This window comes from Bacillus hominis (genome assembly GCF_030348325.1).
GTDB lineage: Bacteria > Bacillota > Bacilli > Bacillales > Bacillaceae_G > Bacillus_A > Bacillus_A hominis.
The window spans coordinates 3,047,813-3,067,690 of sequence record NZ_JAUCFS010000005.1 but is presented as its reverse complement, the minus strand read 5'-3'; the positions used below and the strand labels follow the sequence as shown (position 1 = coordinate 3,067,690).

At 32.7% G+C, this 19,878-nt stretch carries 17 protein-coding genes and 4 pseudogenes; 16 read left to right on the top strand and 5 right to left on the bottom strand.

Features of this window, described 5'->3' with window-relative positions:
- Positions 1-253 precede the first annotated feature (253 nt).
- The 9 genes and pseudogenes from QUF93_RS29055 to QUF93_RS18370 form a co-directional block, all read left to right on the top strand.
- Positions 254-413, top strand: a pseudogene (locus QUF93_RS29055) (DDE-type integrase/transposase/recombinase); the annotation flags it as partial.
- Between the two features lie 100 nt (positions 414-513).
- A complete protein-coding gene (locus QUF93_RS18405; RefSeq protein ID WP_289359757.1) occupies positions 514-2,304 on the top strand; it encodes an ATP-binding protein in 1,791 nt (596 codons plus the stop codon).
- 488 nt (positions 2,305-2,792) lie between these two features.
- A complete protein-coding gene (locus QUF93_RS18400) occupies positions 2,793-3,506 on the top strand; it encodes a response regulator transcription factor (protein ID WP_088059487.1) in 714 nt (237 codons plus the stop codon).
- The gene (locus tag QUF93_RS18395) at positions 3,503-4,561 is read left to right on the top strand and encodes a sensor histidine kinase (protein ID WP_289359756.1); all 1,059 of its coding nucleotides are present in this window, start codon (positions 3,503-3,505) and stop codon (positions 4,559-4,561) included. Before QUF93_RS18400 ends, QUF93_RS18395 begins: the two co-directional genes overlap by 4 nt.
- Before the next feature lie 513 nt (positions 4,562-5,074).
- Positions 5,075-5,287, top strand: coding sequence for a hypothetical protein (locus tag QUF93_RS18390; RefSeq protein ID WP_002110998.1), 213 nt, complete (start codon positions 5,075-5,077; stop codon positions 5,285-5,287).
- A gap of 330 nt (positions 5,288-5,617) precedes the next feature.
- On the top strand, positions 5,618-7,927 hold the full coding sequence (locus QUF93_RS18385) for a binary toxin-like calcium binding domain-containing protein (protein ID WP_289359754.1): 2,310 nt from the start codon (positions 5,618-5,620) through the stop codon (positions 7,925-7,927).
- 278 nt (positions 7,928-8,205) lie between these two features.
- Positions 8,206-8,754, top strand: a pseudogene (locus QUF93_RS18380) (hypothetical protein).
- A gap of 85 nt (positions 8,755-8,839) precedes the next feature.
- Positions 8,840-9,193 (top strand): annotated as a pseudogene (locus QUF93_RS18375) (GNAT family N-acetyltransferase); the annotation flags it as partial.
- Between the two features lie 676 nt (positions 9,194-9,869).
- A complete protein-coding gene (locus QUF93_RS18370; protein WP_133059356.1) occupies positions 9,870-11,261 on the top strand; it encodes an amino acid permease in 1,392 nt (463 codons plus the stop codon).
- Between the two features lie 44 nt (positions 11,262-11,305).
- On the opposite strand, the gene QUF93_RS18365 is transcribed toward QUF93_RS18370, so the two are convergent.
- The gene (locus QUF93_RS18365) at positions 11,306-12,325 is read right to left on the bottom strand and encodes a zinc-binding alcohol dehydrogenase family protein (RefSeq protein WP_289359752.1); all 1,020 of its coding nucleotides are present in this window, start codon (positions 12,323-12,325) and stop codon (positions 11,306-11,308) included.
- Positions 12,326-12,490: 165 nt separating this feature from the next.
- Between QUF93_RS18365 and QUF93_RS18360 the strand changes: the two genes are divergently transcribed.
- Entirely contained in the window at positions 12,491-12,703 is a 213-nt protein-coding gene (locus QUF93_RS18360; RefSeq protein WP_289359751.1) for a hypothetical protein, read from the top strand.
- Positions 12,704-12,798: 95 nt separating this feature from the next.
- On the top strand, positions 12,799-13,551 hold the full coding sequence (gene aiiA, locus QUF93_RS18355) for a quorum-quenching N-acyl homoserine lactonase AiiA (RefSeq protein ID WP_289359750.1): 753 nt from the start codon (positions 12,799-12,801) through the stop codon (positions 13,549-13,551).
- Positions 13,552-13,630: 79 nt separating this feature from the next.
- Here aiiA and QUF93_RS18350 read toward each other — a convergent pair whose 3' ends face one another.
- The 3 genes from QUF93_RS18350 to QUF93_RS18340 form a co-directional block, all read right to left on the bottom strand.
- The gene (locus QUF93_RS18350; RefSeq protein ID WP_289360997.1) at positions 13,631-14,125 is read right to left on the bottom strand and encodes a hypothetical protein; all 495 of its coding nucleotides are present in this window, start codon (positions 14,123-14,125) and stop codon (positions 13,631-13,633) included.
- Between the two features lie 89 nt (positions 14,126-14,214).
- Positions 14,215-14,679, bottom strand: a complete 465-nt coding sequence (locus QUF93_RS18345) for a DMT family transporter (protein WP_289359749.1) — start codon at positions 14,677-14,679, stop codon at positions 14,215-14,217.
- Positions 14,680-14,692: 13 nt separating this feature from the next.
- The gene (locus tag QUF93_RS18340) at positions 14,693-15,139 is read right to left on the bottom strand and encodes a DMT family transporter (RefSeq protein WP_289359748.1); all 447 of its coding nucleotides are present in this window, start codon (positions 15,137-15,139) and stop codon (positions 14,693-14,695) included.
- Positions 15,140-15,248: 109 nt separating this feature from the next.
- Between QUF93_RS18340 and yeiL the strand changes: the two genes are divergently transcribed.
- The 4 genes from yeiL to QUF93_RS18320 all read left to right on the top strand — a co-directional run bounded on the left by yeiL (position 15,249) and on the right by QUF93_RS18320 (position 18,080).
- Entirely contained in the window at positions 15,249-15,941 is a 693-nt protein-coding gene (gene yeiL, locus QUF93_RS18335; RefSeq protein WP_289359747.1) for a transcriptional regulator YeiL, read from the top strand.
- Positions 15,942-15,954: 13 nt separating this feature from the next.
- Positions 15,955-16,308 carry a glyoxalase superfamily protein gene (locus QUF93_RS18330; RefSeq protein ID WP_289359746.1) on the top strand — a complete coding sequence of 118 codons (354 nt, stop codon included), beginning with the start codon at positions 15,955-15,957 and terminating at the stop codon, positions 16,306-16,308.
- A gap of 204 nt (positions 16,309-16,512) precedes the next feature.
- Positions 16,513-17,547 carry a flavin-containing monooxygenase gene (locus QUF93_RS18325; protein ID WP_289359745.1) on the top strand — a complete coding sequence of 345 codons (1,035 nt, stop codon included), beginning with the start codon at positions 16,513-16,515 and terminating at the stop codon, positions 17,545-17,547.
- A gap of 284 nt (positions 17,548-17,831) precedes the next feature.
- Positions 17,832-18,080 (top strand): hypothetical protein, encoded by a 249-nt coding sequence (locus tag QUF93_RS18320; protein ID WP_289359744.1) that lies wholly within the window; start codon positions 17,832-17,834, stop codon positions 18,078-18,080.
- Between the two features lie 49 nt (positions 18,081-18,129).
- On the opposite strand, the gene QUF93_RS18315 is transcribed toward QUF93_RS18320, so the two are convergent.
- Entirely contained in the window at positions 18,130-19,167 is a 1,038-nt protein-coding gene (locus tag QUF93_RS18315) for a serine hydrolase domain-containing protein (RefSeq protein ID WP_289359743.1), read from the bottom strand.
- 218 nt (positions 19,168-19,385) lie between these two features.
- Between QUF93_RS18315 and QUF93_RS18310 the strand changes: the two are divergent.
- Positions 19,386-19,526: pseudogene (locus QUF93_RS18310) on the top strand (subclass B1 metallo-beta-lactamase); the annotation flags it as partial.
- Positions 19,527-19,878 lie beyond the last annotated feature (352 nt).

Genomic DNA, 19,878 nt, shown 5'->3' with positions numbered 1-19,878 from the left:
TATGCTCATTTTAAGATGGCAGATATGATACAACATAAGATTTTGAGATTTGATAGGGATGATGAAACGTTGTAATTATTTCGATTACAACCTTATCAGTAATTGCTTAGTTTGTAAATATTAAAATTAGTAAAGATAATAGGGAAATATAGATTGATTTTTATTTGTACAATGATTATAAACTAGGTTTATCAGTATGATTTAGAATTAAATAGTTTATATAAAAGTAAGAGGATAATAGATTTACTTATAGCGTGCCGTTGATTCAGAAAGAAATACAATTGATTTTTATTTAGATGAAACAAGAAAGTATAAGGCCGCAGAGCGTTTTTTAAGAAAGCTTTGCGGTCTTTTATGTTTTAAACCCTTGTTTTATTACTCTACACAAATACGCGGTGAATCCTATGGTAATTCAGAACAAGATTGTCATTGTAATAGGTAATTGTTTCTAGTTTGAAAATTTATATTGGGAGTCTTAAAGATACGGTAAATATAAAGGAGATGGGTTAAATAATGAAATACACACTTAAAGATCTTATAAATGTAAACAAGTTTAAGAATATAACAGAGCAATTTTATAATTTAACTAAAGTCCCATTCTGTCTCCTTGATAATAATCAAAATGTTATATTTTCCAAAGGTGACCCTTTTATTCGTAATCAAAAAATTCAATTGTCTCAAGAAATGCGTATTCCCATCATTATTGAGCAGGAACATATAGCAAGCTTTGTTATAGGAGCAAGTATTAATAAAGAGGTTATTGCGGATTCTCATATAACACATTTTAAATGCATTGCAAATCTAATTGAAGAGATGGCAATACAACAATTACAATTGAAAAAAATTCATGAAAAAGATTCACAAATGAATACGATAACAAATCATGAGGAAAATTGTTTAGGGAATATATTACAAAATATGCCAATTATGATTAATGCTATTGATGAAAAAGGAAATATTATTATGTGGAATCGGGAATGTGAATTAGTAACTGGATATAATGCAGATGAAATAATTAACAATCCAAAAGCGATGAAATTGCTATACCCTCATAGACCTAATCGTAACGATTTGTTGCAAAATGGTCCCGATTTTAGAGATTGGGAGATGGATATCACATGTAAAAATGGTGAGATAAAAACTATTATGTGGTCCAATATTTTACATAGTATTCCAAAATTAGGATGGAGTGTCGGAGCAATTGGAATTGATATAACTAAGCGTAAGAGGATGGAAGAGAAACTGAAACAAACCTCGAATGAACTAGAATTAATTTTTAAAGCAATTCCTGATTTGTATTTTTTGTCAGAACTTGATGGGACCATTAAGGATTGTAAAGTTAATTCTGTATCCAAATTTTATGTTCCAATTGAAGAATTTATCGGGAAGAAATTCCAAGAGATATTACCAGTTCCTATCATAAAGCAATTTGAGAAGGCCATTAACCAAATAAAAACTTCATCCGCTCCTGTATTAATAGATTATTCTCTACAACTAGATGATGAAATTTATTATTTTGAAGCAAGACTTTTACCGCTTTTTGAGGATAAAATTATGATTATTGTACGTGATATTACAGAGCGTACAATAACGACGGAATTATTAAAGAAATCAGACACACTTAATGCAGTAGGGCAATTGGCAGCTGGGGTCGCTCATAAAGTTCGTAACCCATTAACCGTAATTAAAGGATTCATGCAATTATTGCAACAGGAAGTAGGGAAGGATAAAGAATGTTTAAGCCTAATACTTTCTGAAATCAGTAGTATTGAAAAGGTTATTCAAGATTTTTTATCTATTGCAAAACCGAATGCTGCAGTATTTGAACCGAAAAACCTTTGTACTATATTAGAGAATGTAGTCGATTTAATAAGTACACAAGCAATTATGAAGAATATTCGTATTGCATTGAATATGGATGTTGAAAACTTATTGATTGAGTGTTGCGAAATTCAATTAAAACAAGTTTTCTATAGTATTTTACAAAATTCTATTGAGGCTATACAAAATGGTCAAGAAATCATCATTAATGTGAAAAAACATAATAGTACCGAGGTTAAGATTTGTATTTTAGATAAAGGAGTAGGTATTCCTTCTGAAAGAATTAAAAGACTAGGTGAACCTTTTTATAGTACAAAAGAAAAAGGGACGGGTGTTGGGCTCATGATGAGTTATCGAATTATTGAAAGTCATGGTGGGAAAATAAGTATAAAAAGCCAGGTTGGGAAAGGAACTACTGTTACTCTGTTTTTCCCAATTTATAACGGTGACTTAGTTGGTGATGTTAGTCCAAATAGCATGTAATCATAACTAGCAAATAAATCTCTGGAAATGAAAATCAAACTATTATCTTGTAGAAATATAGGTGGTCTGAAGTGAGTTGATTAGGCAAAGAAAAATGGATTTAATAGAGATAATGTAACTTGAATTTTAAGTACAACTCCTAGTTTCAGTAGACGTTATATTTTATGCATAGAAGTAAGAGGCTCCTTTCAAAATTCAATTAAAAAGTTAGATTCATAATGTAACGGGAGATAAAAAATAGGGAAAAGAAGGGTGCTCTAAATACCATTTAGGCTAAGTCGCATGTATATCTTTAAAGTGAAAAGTTTCTTTTTCTCAGCTATAGAAAAAGAAATTTTTTTACTTGAGTGATAATTTTTTATGATATTTGTGAAAGGGTTTTGTTATATTTTTGAAAGAAAAATGTAATGTATATAAATTAATATGAACTTACGAATATTGATTTTATATCATTCGCCATTGATGGAGGAACAGAGGAGATTTAATGTATGAAAACAAGAATTGCAATTATAGAAGATGAAGATAGTATACGGGAGATATGTAAACGGTACTTAGAAAGGGAAGGATATGAGGTATACACTGCAGTGAACGGAGCAGAAGGATGGAATGTATTTCAACAATTTCAACCGGATCTAATTATTTTAGATTTGATGATGCCAGAAAAAGATGGTTGGGAACTATGTGAGGAAATTCGCCAACATTCCAATGTACCGATCATCATGTTAACCGCGAGGGGAGAAGAAAGAGAGCGGATTTTAGGACTAACAATGGGGGCGGATGATTATGTAACAAAACCCTTTTCGCCTCGTGAATTAGTATTAAGGGTACAAATTATACTCAGAAGAGGAAATCAAGTAACACTTCAAGGAATAGAGCCTGAATCAGGAATGATAGAGTTTCTAGATTTGAAAATTGATCCAACGAAAAGAAGTGTATTTGTTTGTCAATATGAAATAGAGCTAACAGTGAAAGAGTTTGAAGTGCTTTATCTCATGGCAAAACATCCTAAACAGGTGTTTTCACGGTCTCAACTTCTTGAACAAATTTGGGGATTTGAGTATGAAGGCTGCACAAATGCAGTAACTGTATTAATGAGTCGTTTACGTGAGAAATTGGAGAAACATACAACAAAGAATCGTTGGGTTCATACGGTTTGGGGCATCGGTTATTGTTTTGAACCAGATGGAGGAAACGATAAATGAAGTTACGATATCAACTGTTATTGATGAATCTATTAAGCACGGGTATCATGGTGATTTCTATATGGTACAGTGAAAGGCAAATGCTACTTAGACCAGAACAGACACGGTTATTAATAGTAATAGTAATTGTAGCAATGATTATTTCTACGATTATTTACTGGTTAATGACACGCCCTATTATGAGATCTATTCAAAATTTAATTGCCTTAACCAAACAATTTAGTGATAGACAATTTGGAACGATGTACATAATAGGAAAAGAACCGGAAGAATTTAAAGAATTAGCAGAAGCTTTTCAAGAAATGGCCAAAAAACTAGACGAAAGCTTTGCTAAGTTAGAAAAAGGAGAAAAAGCACGTACAGAGCTGATTGCGAATATTTCCCACGACTTACGAACTCCTATGGCTAGCATACAATTGATGGTAGAAGCGTTACAAGATGGATTAATTGAAGATCCTGATATGAAACAACAATATTTAAAGACAATTCTAAATGATATACAACGATTCAGTGGACTAATTAATGATTTATTTGATCTTTCTAAGTTAGAACTTGGACAAGAAGTTTTTCATCCAAGTTTAATACATGTAGATAGCATTCTATTAAAAGTAATAGATTCACATGATATCTTATTGCAAGATAAAGAGATTGATTTGCAGTTGCATGTTTCTGAGACATTACCACGAATTTGGATTATGCCATGTAAAATAGCACGAGTTATCAATAATTTGTTGCATAACGCGATTCGGCATTCTCCTACATGTGGAACAATCGAATTAATTGTAGAGGAAAATAAACAGAAGCAGCAAGTTCAATTCACTTTGTGTGATGAAGGAGAAGGGATTTCTCCAGATGATCAATTGCGTATATTTGACCGTTTTTTTAGAACGGATCCATCAAGAAGTTCACAATCTGGAGGTTCTGGGCTTGGTTTAGCTATTGCAAAATCGCTAGTTGAACTGCATAAAGGACAAATTGGTGTTCGGGACCGCCAAGATGGGAAACAGGGATGTGAATTTTGGTTTACTCTTCCTGTTACATCAGAAAAAAAATGAGTCGGTTGAAAGACTTTTGTAACATTTACGAAAGGAAATTGGAAGATTTATATAATAAGATTACTGTATCAAAGGTGATTATATTTTAATCTGAAGTGAATAGTATAAGTATAATTTCATCTTTTGTAATCTTGTAGATATGATGAAAGAGAGGAAGAAATAAAATGGGTCAAATGAAAAAATAACTCCCGCAGCTTTAGCGTGTGCTTGTTCTAGTAAGTCCAGTTTTTTCTTTAAAAGTAGAAGTAAGTACAGTATCTTACTCTTCTAGTTCAATCACTTCTGTTGAAAAAGAAAGCCTGTCATTAAATATTAAAAATGGACAGGTGCCAGAAGAAAGGTTAAATTTCAACAGGTGTAATTAAAACAGATGATTAAAAACTAGTTCGTTCAGATGTACTAGAAAAATAAAGAGGTATGGAAAAAGGAACATTATTTTCTAAACTGCCTTTATGGAATAAAAATAAAGGGATCACATACATAAAAAATATATTGAACAGAGGTAATTACACGATGATTTTAAAGTTATTATTTATACTTTTTGGCGTAGTCTTAGTATTATGGGGTATATATAGAATGAAAACGGATGAAGCATTTATAGGGAAAACACAAACAAGAAAAAATATTTTCAATTTCTTTATTTTAGGAGAAACAGCGGGGCTGGGACAATTCTTAAGCGGAATTGCATGTGTAATTATAGGGATTTTATCTTTTATAATTAAATAGTTTATAAATAAAAGGAACACAACTTTAAAAAAGTTGTGTTCCTTTTATTTTTGTCACCTATTAGATTTACAATTTATTAAATAGCAAAGTAAAACTGCCTTTTTGTTTGGTTAGGAAATAATTTATAAAATTTGTTCTTGCAATTTTCTCATCTTTCTATGTGTTAAGAAATTCTGCAAAGGAACCCGTTATATCAATAAAGTAAAAAAAGATTTGTGAAAGACTTTTGTAACATTTGCGAAAGGGAAATGAAAGACTTGTGAGATATTATGAAATCAATCTTACTAGTAGATGTTCAAACATGTATAGGAAATATGGAGGAAAACTAAGATGAAAAAATTAAAGCCAATACTTGGTGCAGTAAGTAGTTTAACTATGGCATTGACGATAACATCCCCTGCTTTAGCTGAAACAAAGCCTGAACAAGGCGGAAAAGTGGAAACCTTTCAAGAAGATACCAATCTAAAGGAAGGACAAAATATTATCTATGGTGATTCTGGAAAAAAAGGAATCATGATTATGGAAGAACCTCAGGAAAATAATGATTGGGACGATGATGGTATTCCTAATGACGTGGAAGAAAAAGGATTTAAAATTGTATTTAATGAAAAGACAGGAAAAAATGAAGCTCAGTTATATGATCTAGTGAAAGACTTTGGAAAAAAGAGATTTATAACAAATCCGAAGAGTGCAAACTCAGATGGAGACCCTTTTACAGATAGCTATGAAGTGGAGCATTATGATAGTGATTCGGATATAGATTTTAACCCCATGATCGCGAATGTGCCAAATCTACAAATTGCCGTAAAACGTATCGATATTACTCCGGTTGCTAGTATTACAGATTCAAATGGTGAATCACGTACTAAGAGCTGGGAAAAAAGTCTATCTGTACAACATTCCTTTAATGTTGGTTTAGCGGTTGAAGGCGGTGCCGAGGGATCGGCAGTGGGTCCAGTACCTTCAGGAAAAGGATCGTTAAATGTAGGGTATGGTTACTCTAATACAAAAACGGAAACAGAAAGCATCTCTAATAGTTTTGATTGGTCAACAGCAACAACTGTTGATTCAGCTAAAGCAGCAAATGTGCGCTTCCATCTAGAATATAAAAACACGGGTACAGCATCTGCTGGGGATGTTTCACCTCACTTTAACATTCGATTAGGAAATAAAATTATTAATACTGTAAAGGCAACACAAGATCGTTATAAAGCTAACTTGTTAACTACAGCAAAAGGTGGAAATAATAAAACTGAAATTCTAATGGATAGTATAGAAAGTCAAGCGGATGTAAAAATTTCTCTGACACTAGATGAATTAAAAGCAGTAGAACAAGGGGCACCACTTTCTATTGAAGTCTTGCCTACCAGTACGATGAATGTGTATACAATGAAGGATGGACAATTTGTAAATTTAGGAGATTGGTCGCATTTTGCATCAAATGTAAATGCTTCTACTACATTAGTAGAAACAAACTATGGTTCTATACCAAAATATAGAGTCTATACACCAAGAACGGGCAAGGAAAATCCTGCTAATATTAATCATAATCTTTCGCTAGACGAACTCTTTGCACATACTGGGATAGCTGATAAAGGTTGGGTAGCGAATTATGTAGTAAATGGTCGCCTAAACGAAGATCGAGTTCGTTATGGCCCAGATAGGACTCTTTTTGAACGAGGTAAGAACCTTGGTTTCTTTGATAATCGTGCACTACAACCAACTCTATCATATAGCAGTTATGATTATAGCAAGAAAAAGATTTATGCTTCGGTTATACCAGGTATATTTAATTTAAATAAAGAAATCTTTGTTACGGTTCGTAATAAAAAAGGTGAGAGCCAAAAGGTAACATTAGTTCGAAATCAGAATTCAAATGTATATGAATCTAAAGAAAATGAACCTGTAGACATAGCAGTAAACCGTGCATCTCTTGGAGAATCTCACGCTAAGTTTGAATTAATTGATGTAAAAGACAATAAAACTGAAGTTTTTACGCCTCTTGTTTCAAATAAAAGCTATCTAGACGCTATAGATAAAATAGTAGTAGATAATTCTGGAGAACCTATAGTAGAAGGAAAACAGTATTATTTGAAGTCAGCTACTAACTTCACTAATGGTGTAAACGAATCTTGGAGCGCTGGTACTTTAAGCCAATCAATTAATGGGAGATATGTACACTTTTCACTTAAGGGGAATAATTGGGATGGATTGAGACTCGGTCCTATTCAACAAGCAATACATGGACCAGACGTTCAAGCAACACCAGTAATACTTGAAAGAAAAGGTAAATCTAGACCGGAAGAACCATTCAAAAAAGATGAAGAAGTGTTTATGAAGTTTACGAATAGTAGTCATAGTAATTATCAGTATTTAAACATTGGAAATGGTTATGACTATAGTTGGTTAGATACTGATCACAATAAATCTACTATTAAATTAGACAAGCTTACTAATCAGAAGAACTTCTATATAAAATCTGATTCTAATTATATAACATCAAGAGAAAATCAGTGGACTAGTTCTGTTGCAGATAATGGTATTGCCCCGCTTGTAGGTGCTGGTGAGCGTGTTTTAAAATCTGAGCATACAACTTCACCAGGTAATTATCACCAATGGGAATTAGAAAGTATTAAGTAAAGAATGATGCGGTATATGTCCCCCTGTCTATATAGATAGGGGTATATATAAGGTTATAAAGATATCAAATCTTTCTGTTGGAGATGTCAATCTTCTCGTTTCGGTTTATTTGAATTTATTTGCCTGATGGATATGTAGCGAAACCTAGGACGGTAATACCTAAAATAATATAAGTATTATTATAATTTAAGATGAATGCATAAAAAGAGGTATTAATATGTAATTAATGTTAAAATATAACAAAGTTGTATAGTTATAGTTTTTTTGGAGGGTTAAATATGTTAATGAATCTAGCATGTGCTCTACTAACCATTTCCGGACTTATTATAGTTGTAAGAAAAACTTTCATTGTAAACCACTATTTTTGTAATTTAATAGCATTCTTTTGTGCTTATATGACAACATCTTCTTATATGTTAAATCAACTTTCATTAGTGAAAACAATAGTTGTATTAGGTTTGTTGTTTATAACTTTAGTTCTCGTATACTCACATTTCGATATTAGAGGGCTAGCTTTTAACGATTATACAGTGTTTAATTTACCTTCTAGCTGAGTGAATATATTAGTGAAAGAAGGACTTACTGAAGCAAATATAGAATTTACGTTGGATAAAAATAATATATATTTATCGGAATCTCCTGCTAAGATTCGAATTTTAAATAGGCCGTTTCATACTACTGATATTCTATTTAGAAAATGTCCAGATGATATGAAGGGGGAAATTAAAGATATTATTGAGAAAAAGATAAAAATTGAAGAGAAGCATTTTCCGCTTTCTGGTGTATTGTTGATTGTTTTAGGAGTAATAATATTTTTCGTGAAATAGTAGCAGTGTGAAATGTTTTTTTGCAAGAGGATTCGAATTTTTAATTATTATAATCTTATTATTTCGTTTAAATGAGGTGAAATGTATGCGGAACTTAGTAACCAATCTAAATGTTAAAGCAACTTCACAAGAAGATCTACAACAAATTTTAAAACTATGTACAATTTATGATCAAGCTATGTATGGTGAAATTGATACAACAGTAGAGGACATTACTAACTCATGGAAAGGTATTGATATTAGTAAAAGCTCGTATGTTGTTATGGATAAAGATGAAATAATCGCTTATGGAATTTTGACAGGGAATGAAGGGCAGTTTCCATCTGCTGTACTTATTAATCCTAATTATATGAATCAAGAAATTGAACATGTAATATGGTCAAAGCTTGAAGAGCGTGCTACGGAGCTTGTTGGAAATTCCTCTTGCTCGAATGGAAGTGCAGAGTAAATTTGTTCGTTTTGATAAGGAAGTATTGTTAGAAAATAAAGAAGAAGTCCAGTGATGTATTACTGGGCTTTTTTGTTTTCGTACTACTAAGGATCAATTCTCAGAAATAAGAATTGAGTGATTAAGATTGGACGGATGTATTAGGTATGTAAAGATAGGTAATTTTACTAATATATTAAATATTCAGGTGATATGTGAAAATAGAATTTTTACGTGATAGTAGCAAGGGAAATAAAATGCATTTAAATGGTAGGAAATGACGTTATCAACTATAAATATTAAAGTACATGCGGTATGAAACCGAGGAAGATATGCTTTCCTCGGTTATTTATATTGTAATAATATTTATACAGGAATCATATTGAATAGATGTATTTTATTGTTAAATTAGTTAAAGATTAATTAGATTTATGAATAATAATTTATTGAAAAAATAATTGAATTTTTCAGATAAATAAATTAATATAAAGTAAGAAATTTTCAGATTTATAGAAAATCGGAAAATGAGAGGTTTTGGAAATTTTATAAGAGGCAATAAACGATTTTAAGATAGCTTTAAAGCTATCTTAAAATGACGTTTGCTTCATCATTTTCGAGCCGAAAGGAATTAGGGTAAAGCATCTTGTTTTAAAATGCGGCTATGAATCATCTAAGAGGGGGAAGTGAAGTGGCAAACAAAGAATTGAAAAGAGGTTTAGAAGCACGTCATATTCAAATGATTGCTTTAGGCGGAACAATTGGTGTTGGTTTATTTATGGGGTCAGCCAGCACGATTAAATGGACAGGTCCGTCAGTAATGCTTGCTTATGCAATTGCAGGTATTTTTATCTTCTTCATCATGCGTGCCATGGGAGAAATGTTGTATATGGAGCCAAGTACAGGCTCATTTGCGACGTTCGGTCATAAGTATATTCACCCGTTAGCTGGTTATATGACAGCGTGGAGTAATTGGTTCCAGTGGGTTATCGTTGGGATGTCAGAGATTATCGCAGTTGGAGCGTATATGAAGTATTGGTTCCCAGATCTACCAGCTTGGATACCAGGTGTTATCGCAATGGTTATTCTTGGTGCAGCTAACTTAATTTCTGTTAAATCATTTGGTGAATTTGAATTTTGGTTTGCGATGATTAAAATCGTTACGATTTTATTAATGATTATTGCGGGATTTGGTCTTATTTTCTTCGGAATTGGTAATGGTGGAGAAGCGATTGGTATATCAAATCTTTGGTCAAATGGCGGTTTCTTTACAGGTGGTTTTTCAGGATTCTTCTTTGCATTATCACTTGTAGTTGGAGCATATCAAGGTGTGGAATTAATCGGGATTACTGCTGGTGAAGCGAAGGATCCGAAGAAGACACTTACAAGAGCGATTCAAAGTACAATTTGGCGTATTTTAATTTTCTACATCGGTGCGATTTTCGTTATTGTAACTGTATATCCGTGGGATCAATTAAGTACAATTGGTAGTCCGTTCGTAGCGACTTTTGCGAAGGTTGGTATTACGGCAGCGGCAGGACTTATTAACTTCGTTGTTATTACAGCGGCAATGTCTGGTTGTAATAGTGGTATTTATAGTGCTGGACGTATGCTGTATACGTTAGGTGTAAATGGACAAGCGCCGAAATATTTCGCGAAACTTTCTGGAAATGGTGTACCTTTATTCGGAACAGTTGGTGTAATTATCGGTTTAGCGGTCGGTGTTGTATTAAGTTATATCGCACCGAAAAACTTATTCGTATATGTATATAGTGCGAGTGTACTTCCTGGTATGGTACCATGGTTCGTCATTTTGATTAGTCAAATTAATTTTAGAAAAGAAAAAGGGGCAGAGATGAAAGATCATCCTTTCAAAATGCCATTTGCTCCTGTTACAAACTATTTAACGATTGCCTTTTTAATTATGGTGTTAATCGGTATGTGGTTTAACGATGATACTCGTATTTCACTAGTTGTAGGTATTATTTTCTTAGCTATCGTTACAATTAGTTTCTATGCTTTCGGAATAGGGAAGCGAGCTCCGTTAGACGTTCAAAATGATCAAGAGATTTCAAGTAAATAAAGGTAAAAAAGTCCGATTTCATATTTAGAAATCGGACTTTTTTATTAAAACTTTTCTAATACAATCTTCCCAATTGTACGTCCATCCTCAAGTAATGCATGTGCCTTTTTAAGGTTTTCTGCATTTATCGGTGTTAACGTATCGTTTAAAGTTGTATGAAGGATACCTTCATCTAATAATTCGCTCACTTTGTTTAATAATTCGTGCTGCGTAATCATATCGCCAGTTTCATACATTGCTTTTGTGAACATAAACTCCCAAACGAATGTAGCACTTTTACTTTTTAAAATACCCATCTCAAGAGGGTGCTCATTTTCTACGATAGAGCAAATTTTTCCTTGTGGTTTAATGATGTCACCGATTGCTTGCCAATGTTGATCTGTATTATTTAAGCAGAAGATGTAATCTACATCTTTTAGCCCAAGTTCTACTATTTGATCTTTTAGCGGTTTGTGATGGTTAATTGTATGGTTAGCACCGAATTTTTTCACCCAGTCTATCGTTTCCCCGCGTGAAGCAGTTGCGATTACATTTAGTCCAGCCCATTTTGCAAGCTGAATTGCGATTGAACCTACACCACCAGCTCCACCGATAATTAAAATGTTTTTAAATGTGTTTTCACTTTTCTTAGAGTAATCAATACCTAAACGTTCAAATAAACCTTCCCACGCTGTGATGGCTGTTAAAGGAATTGCTGCAGATTCAGCATCGCTTAAAGTTTTTGGTTTTTTACCAACGATTCTTTCATCAACTAAATGGTATTCACTATATGTACCTTGTCTCGTAATACTTCCAGCGTAAAACACTTCATCGCCTTCTTTAAATAATGTACAACCTTCGCCAGTTTGTACGACAACACCACTAGCATCCCAGCCAAGTATTTTCGCGATATCTTCTTGTTTATCTTTCGGAGAGCGAACTTTTGTATCAACTGGGTTAACAGAAATTGCATTAATCTTAACAAGTATATCTCTTCCTGTCGCAACAGGTCTTTCAACTTCAATATCAATTAAACTGTTTTCTTCTTCAATAGGTAAGTATTCATGTAAACCAATTGCCTTCATTTGTATTCCCTCCATTAAAGTAAGAGTCGTTTTCTCTTTCATTATAGATGGGAAGTGTTGTTATGTAAAAAAGTACACTCCTTTTTATGCTGCTGTTGATTTAGTTTCAAAATTCTGATAAACAATGCGCAATCGGTATAGAAAATAATGCGAGGTGAATGACCAATGACAGCAAAACTAAGCAAAAGCGATTATTTAATCGTAATGGCAATTATCATTATGTATTCGTTAATTGTTCACGTATTAAATTTAGATGTTTTAAAAGTTATGGCTATTCAACAAAATGGATTTATCCTTAGTTTTGTAGGCATTGCTATATGTTACATCACAGCTACTGTATTGTTTTTTGTTATTCGTAAATTGAAAAATAGTAAGTGAAGATGGAATGAAAAAGTAGAAGGATTTTATTTCTAAAAAGAAGAATTTTTTACTGTATTACTTTATACGAAATTAAATGTAAAGGTGGCTACATAATGACAGTGAAAAAGCTTTATTTCGTCCCAGCAGGTCGTTGTATGTTAGATCATTCCTCTGTTAATAGTACACTCACACCTGGTAAACTATTAAACTTACCTGTTTGGTGTTATCTTTTGGATACAGCAGAGGGACCTATTTTAGTGGATACAGGTATGCCAGAAAGCGCGGTTAATAATGAAGGTCTTTTTAAAGGGACATTTGTTGAAGGACAAATTTTACCGAAAATGACAGAAGAAGATAGAATCGTAAATATTTTAAAACGTGTAGGATATGAGCCGGAAGATCTTCTTTATATTATTAGTTCACATTTGCACTTTGATCATGCGGGAGGAAATGGCGCTTTTACGAATACACCTATTATTATACAACGAGCGGAATATGAGGCAGCGCAGCATAGAGAAGAATATTTGAAAGAATGTATACTGCCGAATTTAAACTACAAAATCATTGAAGGGGATTATGAAGTCGTACCGGGTGTTCAACTATTATATACACCAGGACATTCACCAGGGCATCAGTCACTATTCATTAAGACGGAAAACTCTGGACCTGTGTTATTAACGATTGATGCATCGTATACGAAAGAAAATTTTGAAGATGAAGTGCCGTTCGCAGGATTTGATTCCGAATTAGCTTTATCTTCAATTAAACGTTTAAAAGGAATTGTGATGAAAGAGAAACCAATTGTTTTCTTTGGTCATGATATGGAGCAGGAAAAGGGATGTAAAGTGTTCCCTGAATATATATAGTGAAAAAAGTGCACCTCCAATTGTTAGACTGTGTCTAACAATTGGGGTGCACTTCACATTCCGCTCATGACCTTTTCGATTAAATGATTTTTTTAAATAGGTTATAAACTTTTTTTGAACTATCTTCATTTAATTGATAATACGTAAGGTTTAAATCATCAGGAGTGTCTTGCTGAGCGATCATTACTTCGCTACTGTCGTGATCGACTACCCATATGAAATATTTTTTATAAGTACCATCTTCGAATGTAATCCACATATCACAATCTATTGAATCTGATCCTTCTTCATCTAATGTTAATTTTCCTTTTTTTGCGGTATCCATACTCGTAATAAACGTTTTTAATTCATCTGTTTTTGTGAGAAAGATATCCTTTTTGGTTTTAATTGACTCTACATGTATATCTTTTATTTCCTGTTTTCCTAAAAAAACAGGGGGTTCATTTGGATCTCGTGAAGTTGAAATAATAGTAGCTTTCTTTTTCGGTTTGTTTGCTGTATAGAAATCTTGAATAGATTTCCCAGAGTTTATAAACCATACGATTCCAGAAATAATCAATACGCTACCTAGCAGTAAAATGATTTTTTTAATAGAATATTCTCCTCTCTATTACTTCGTGTGAAGAGCTTTTCTATTAATATATGATAGGTAGGCGTAAAGTATTATAGTTGTACGTGGCTATTCTTCACAGTTTTAATAGGGCGATCAACGAGTAAATTGTAAGTAAGCCCTATTAATACGAAAATTCCACCGACAATTTTGCCCATTGAGAGTTCGTGTGACAAGAAGAAATCAATGATAGTCCCCGTAAATAATTGTCCGATAAAGATAAGTAGCGTCAAATAAAATGCTGGAATTTTAGGAGTAATATAGTTTGATAATGAGATGACGATAACACCTACTAATCCGCCTAAGTATACAGCGATAGGTATGGATTGCAGTGTATGACTAGAAATATACAACGAATCTGAACTGAAAATTAAAAATAACATAGAGAAAAATAATCCAGTAATATAATTAAAAAACGTACCTTCCCAATTTCCAATTTTCTTTGCTAAATTCGCGTTAATAATTCTAGCAACAACGATGGATACTCCAACTAAAATAGCGATACAAATATATAACATATTCTTGCCCCCATTAATAAATTGTCATGATAATAATTCCAGAAGAGATGAATAATAACCCAACTAGTTTTTTCTTTTCAAACTTCGCAACTTTCATACCTAATAAACCGAAATGATCAATTACGATAGAAGCAATAGATTGACCAAGTAAGCCTAATGCGATAGTAATAGAGGCACCAAGAGCAGAGAAGCTTATATTGCTAAAAAGAACAGTGAATACACCAATTGCTCCAGCGCTATATAAATAAAGCGGAATACCTTTTTCAAAGTGAATTTTATTTTTGTTAAGGGCTAGTACGAAAACAACTGCTATTAAACCTACAAGATGAATGGCAACACTCGCTGTATAATTGCCAATTAACTCAGATAAAATTCCATTCAATGGAAGCATGATGGCAATAAGCACCCCAATAAAGACAGAAAGAAAGTTATACAATGTAATATCCCCTTTATATTTCATGTTTGTAATGACTGTATCACGCTGAAATTGTGTATTACTATGACATATGTCATAGTGAAAGAAGAAAATTTTGATTAAAATGGGGATGAGTTGTAAAGGTGGAGGAGTTATGAAGAAAGTATGTAATTCAAATAAATTAGCAGATTATATGAAACAAAATAATATTGACTCATTTTTTAGTAATGATATGAAACCATATATGGAACTTATATTTTTTAAAAAGAATGAGTTCATTTGCAGAGAGAATGAGGAAATAGACTATTTATATTTCTTTGTTGAAGGAAAGGCGAAAGCGTTTAATACATTAAGTAACGGGAAATCCGTATTATTATGCTTTTATGATAGCTTGCAGTTGTTAGGAGATGTGGAATTAATTCATTCTCAGAGAATTACTTCAAACGTACAAGTGATGGCAGATTCATATTGTGTTGGTTTGCCTTTAGGAAAAGTGAGAAATCAACTATTTCATGATGCGAAATTTTTAAGATGTATTTGTGGATCGTTAGCACATAAATTAAATCGACTTTCAAAAAATAGTACAATTAATTTACTATATCCACTTGAAAATAGACTCGCGAGTTACATGTTAGCAGCAGGGGAACGAGCGGTTCAGCACGGAAATAGAATTGTGTTTAGCGGGAATTTAACGGAAACAGCGGAATTGTTAGGAACGAGTTATCGGCATTTATTACGCACATTGAATACCTTTTGTGATAAAGAGATAATTAAGAAAAATAATGTTTGTTTTGAAGTTGTGAATGTAGAAGTTTTGAGGGAATTGGCGGCGGATGTTTATAAATAGGAGAGGATTATAAATGATTACACCTATATTTAGAATTTTTGATGTTGAAAAAGCGCAGTTGTTTTACTTTAACTTTTTAGGATTTAAACTGGATTGGGAACATCGGTATGAGGACAATATGCCATTATATATGCAAATTTCGTTAAACGATGCTGTGATACATTTATCAGAACATCATGGGGATGCTTCACCAGGCGGTGCGATTCGGATCAAAATAGATAATGTAAAGGATTATCATTCTGTATTATCAAGGAAAGAATATGCTTATTCGAAGCCTGATATAGAAAAAACACCTTGGGATACAATTGAATTAACTGTGATTGATCCATTTTCAAATAGAATTACACTGTATGAGGAAAGATTGTAGAAATAGAAGGACTTAATATACAAGTTTTCATAAATTGAGTATTGTAATTACGTGTTAAATGAATGGAATGAAGAGTAGTTCATAAAGTAGTGAACTGCTCTTTTTAATTCTGTTAAATAGTTTGAATTATTGAGAAATAAATCATATGATTAAATATATGAACGCATGAGCATACATTCATATATTTAAGGAGGAGGACAAAAGATGCTAGATGCAATTATTGTTGGAGCTGGTCAAGCTGGTTTAACAATGGGATACTACTTGAAGCAGGCTGGGTATAGTTTCTTACTACTTGAGGCAGGAAAGCGAATTGGTGATTCATGGAGAAACCGATATGATTCTTTGCAGCTCTTCACACCAAGGGAATTTAGTAGTTTACCAGGTATGATATTAAAAGGAGAAGGGAATGGATTTCCATATAAAGATGAAATTGCAACATATTTAGAAGAATATACAAGGTTTTTTCAATTACCAGTACAAGTGCAAACTGAAGTTTTAAAGATAAGAAAAAAGAAAGAAATATATGAAATACACACTTCTAAAGAAATTTTACAATCGAAAAAAGTTATTATTGCAACAGGTGGTTTTCAGCAACCATACATCCCCTCATTTTCAAAACATCTTTCCTCACATATTTTTCAAATACATTCATCACAATATAAATCACCATCGCAAGTTCCAAAGGGAACAGTACTAGTAGTAGGCGGCGGGAATTCAGGAATGCAAATAGCAGTAGAGCTTGCAAAAACTCATGAAGTTACGATGTCTATCAGTCATTCTTTAACGTTTTTACCGTTACATCTATTTAGAAAAAGCATTTTTAATTGGCTAGAAAAAATAGGTTTATTGTATGCCGAGACAAATACAAAGAGAGGAAAGTGGTTTCAGAAGCGAAAGGATCCTATTTTTGGTTTTGAAGGTAAGGAACTCATTCGTAATGGAGCAATAAAACTACAGGAAAAAGTGGTAAGTGCATCAGAAAATAACATTATGTTTCAGAATGGTGATACATATAGTGCAGAAAGCGTTATATGGTCAACGGGCTTTGTCCAAGGTTATAAATGGATTGAAATAGAAAAGGCAGTAAATGAGAATGGATTTCCTAATCATATAAAGGGGATTAGTCCGGTAAGAGGATTATATTATATCGGATTGCCGTGGCAATCTCAAAGGGGTTCTGCGCTTATTTGTGGTGTAGGAAGAGACGCAGCTTATTTGCTTTCTGAAATCAAAAAATAGATCAGTAGCAACAGCTACTGATCATCCATATGTACATGAATTAGGAGAGGTCAAACATTTATTAGCTTTATTATAATAGATTTTCACGAATGAAAAAACTGAAAATTCACGTTTTTGTGTTGAGAAAGTTTTTTGTATCGAAATATATAAAAAATGGGAATTTTTATTAAAAAATATGATATTTATATTTTAGTAAAGTATGATATAGTCTATATAAGAATCATTTCCTTAAATTAGGTTTTTTGTATAGTAATTACATTCGCGTTTGGGAAGGGGAAAAGATTGTGAAGTTTGATGATCAACGTCTACTAGGAATACGATTAGGTTCTGTACTCATAACAGAAGAAAATCAATATTTAGTAATTAAGAAGAAAGATCATTATGCACTATTAAACATACATAATTTAGAATGCACACATGTCGAAGTGCAGTTAGAACATATTGAAGAACTGTTGCATGAAGATTTCCAAGAAAGTATAACGGAAATTATCGCACCAGAACATATTAAAATTGTGGCGAAAAATGTTCTATAAAGAAAGAGACTGGGAGAATCAGCTTCTTTCTTTATATCTGTTTCGTTCGTTATATGGATAACATTTTTAAAACCTTACCAATAATCCCATCCTTTTGATGAACACCTAAATCCGAGTTCGTCATAATAACAGCGCCATTACCTCGGTATGGATTACATACCATCATACATTGAAATCCAACACCCCATCCAAGTGAATAAATTTGTAAGTCTTCATTAGAATACTCTAGAAAAACACCTAACCCAGTCCATTTTGAGCATCCTTGAGGAGAAATCATATCTTGTACTGTTTTTGGAGAAAGTTTTAGTTTGCTATTTCCCTGTAAGGAATGAATGATTTCAATAACTAAAGTTGATAAGTCAGTTGGTGTTGTCCATATTCCTGAAGCAGCTGCGAATGGATAAAATGGATATTTCTCATTTGTTACAGTTCCATCTTTATTATGCCCGCAAGCAAAAGCATCGGTTTTATCTATGTCTTCGGGAGCGAAGAGTGTACTATTTTTCATTTGTAGTGGCTGGAAGATAAGCTCTTCTAGTAACTGACTGAATGATTTCCCCGTAATATCTTCTAGTAGTTGTTCGATTATACAAAAGTTTGCGTCTGAGTAGTGAAATTCACTTTCTGGTTCACAATTCATTTCTATAGGTACTGGGCAATATAATGTTCTACCAGAAAGGAGTTCAGGAATTTTAGGTATTCCTTTCTCTAGCTTATAATGTTCAAAACTATTAGGAGGATCAATGATTCCAGATTGGTGACTTAATAAGTTTCGTAAAGTGATTTTTTTCTGTGAAGTAAATATATTAGTAGGGATATTCCAAGATGTGAGTTTATCATTTACGTCTTCATCTAAGTGTACGATTTTTTGATCGGATAATGTTAGTACAAGTATGGCGGTGATGAATTTGCTAATAGAGCAAGAATTAAAGAGAGAATTTGTAGTAACACTTCTAGTTGTTCCAGATTCAAGTGTTCCGAAAGCAGTAGCTTCATCAATTCTACCGTCACGTATAACAGTAAGGCTTAATCCTGCAACAGAATATTGGTTCATTTTCTCATATATATTGTTACTTTTTAAGTTCATAGTGACTCCCTTCTTTTAAAAAACAGAATATTAACTTTATTATACATTAGTAAATAGAGAGAGGAGCTATAATTGAAACAAAAAGAGAGGTTTTAATAGAGAGAAGAAGAGAAAAAGAAAACACTTCATCTTTTACCGATGAAGTGTTTCTTATTTTAAGTTAATTCGAAGTGAACATTTGAAAGAATTTATCTCGGTACATGTACATAAACCATGTGGCTGATGCGTATGTAAATGAATGGTCCACATCGATTGGAAATATGTTGAACCGATATGGAAATATGAAATTAGTAGTACCTGGTCACGGTGATGTAGGAGGCAAAGGATTGCTTTTACATACAATGGATTTGTTGAAATAAGAAACAAGAAATAAAATAATGATGAAACTTATTGTAGATTTAAGAAATTTTTGGAATACAAAAGAGAGGAGAAAACGATTTCCTCCTCTCTTTCTTCTAACTATATTGAAATGCTGAAGCTATCGATTACGCCTGAATACGTCACTGGGATTTTAATTCTAAGTATACAAATACCAGTACCGTCATAATGCCTATAATAACGTAAGTAACATCAAGCATTATAAGTGTTTTTAAAGTTTCAGTCATCCTAATTCACCCCTGTTATAAAAATATAACATGATCTCTTATCAATTAGATAAGAGATCATAAAGATAAAAATGTACATGAAATATCTTAAGTAGTTTCCATATTA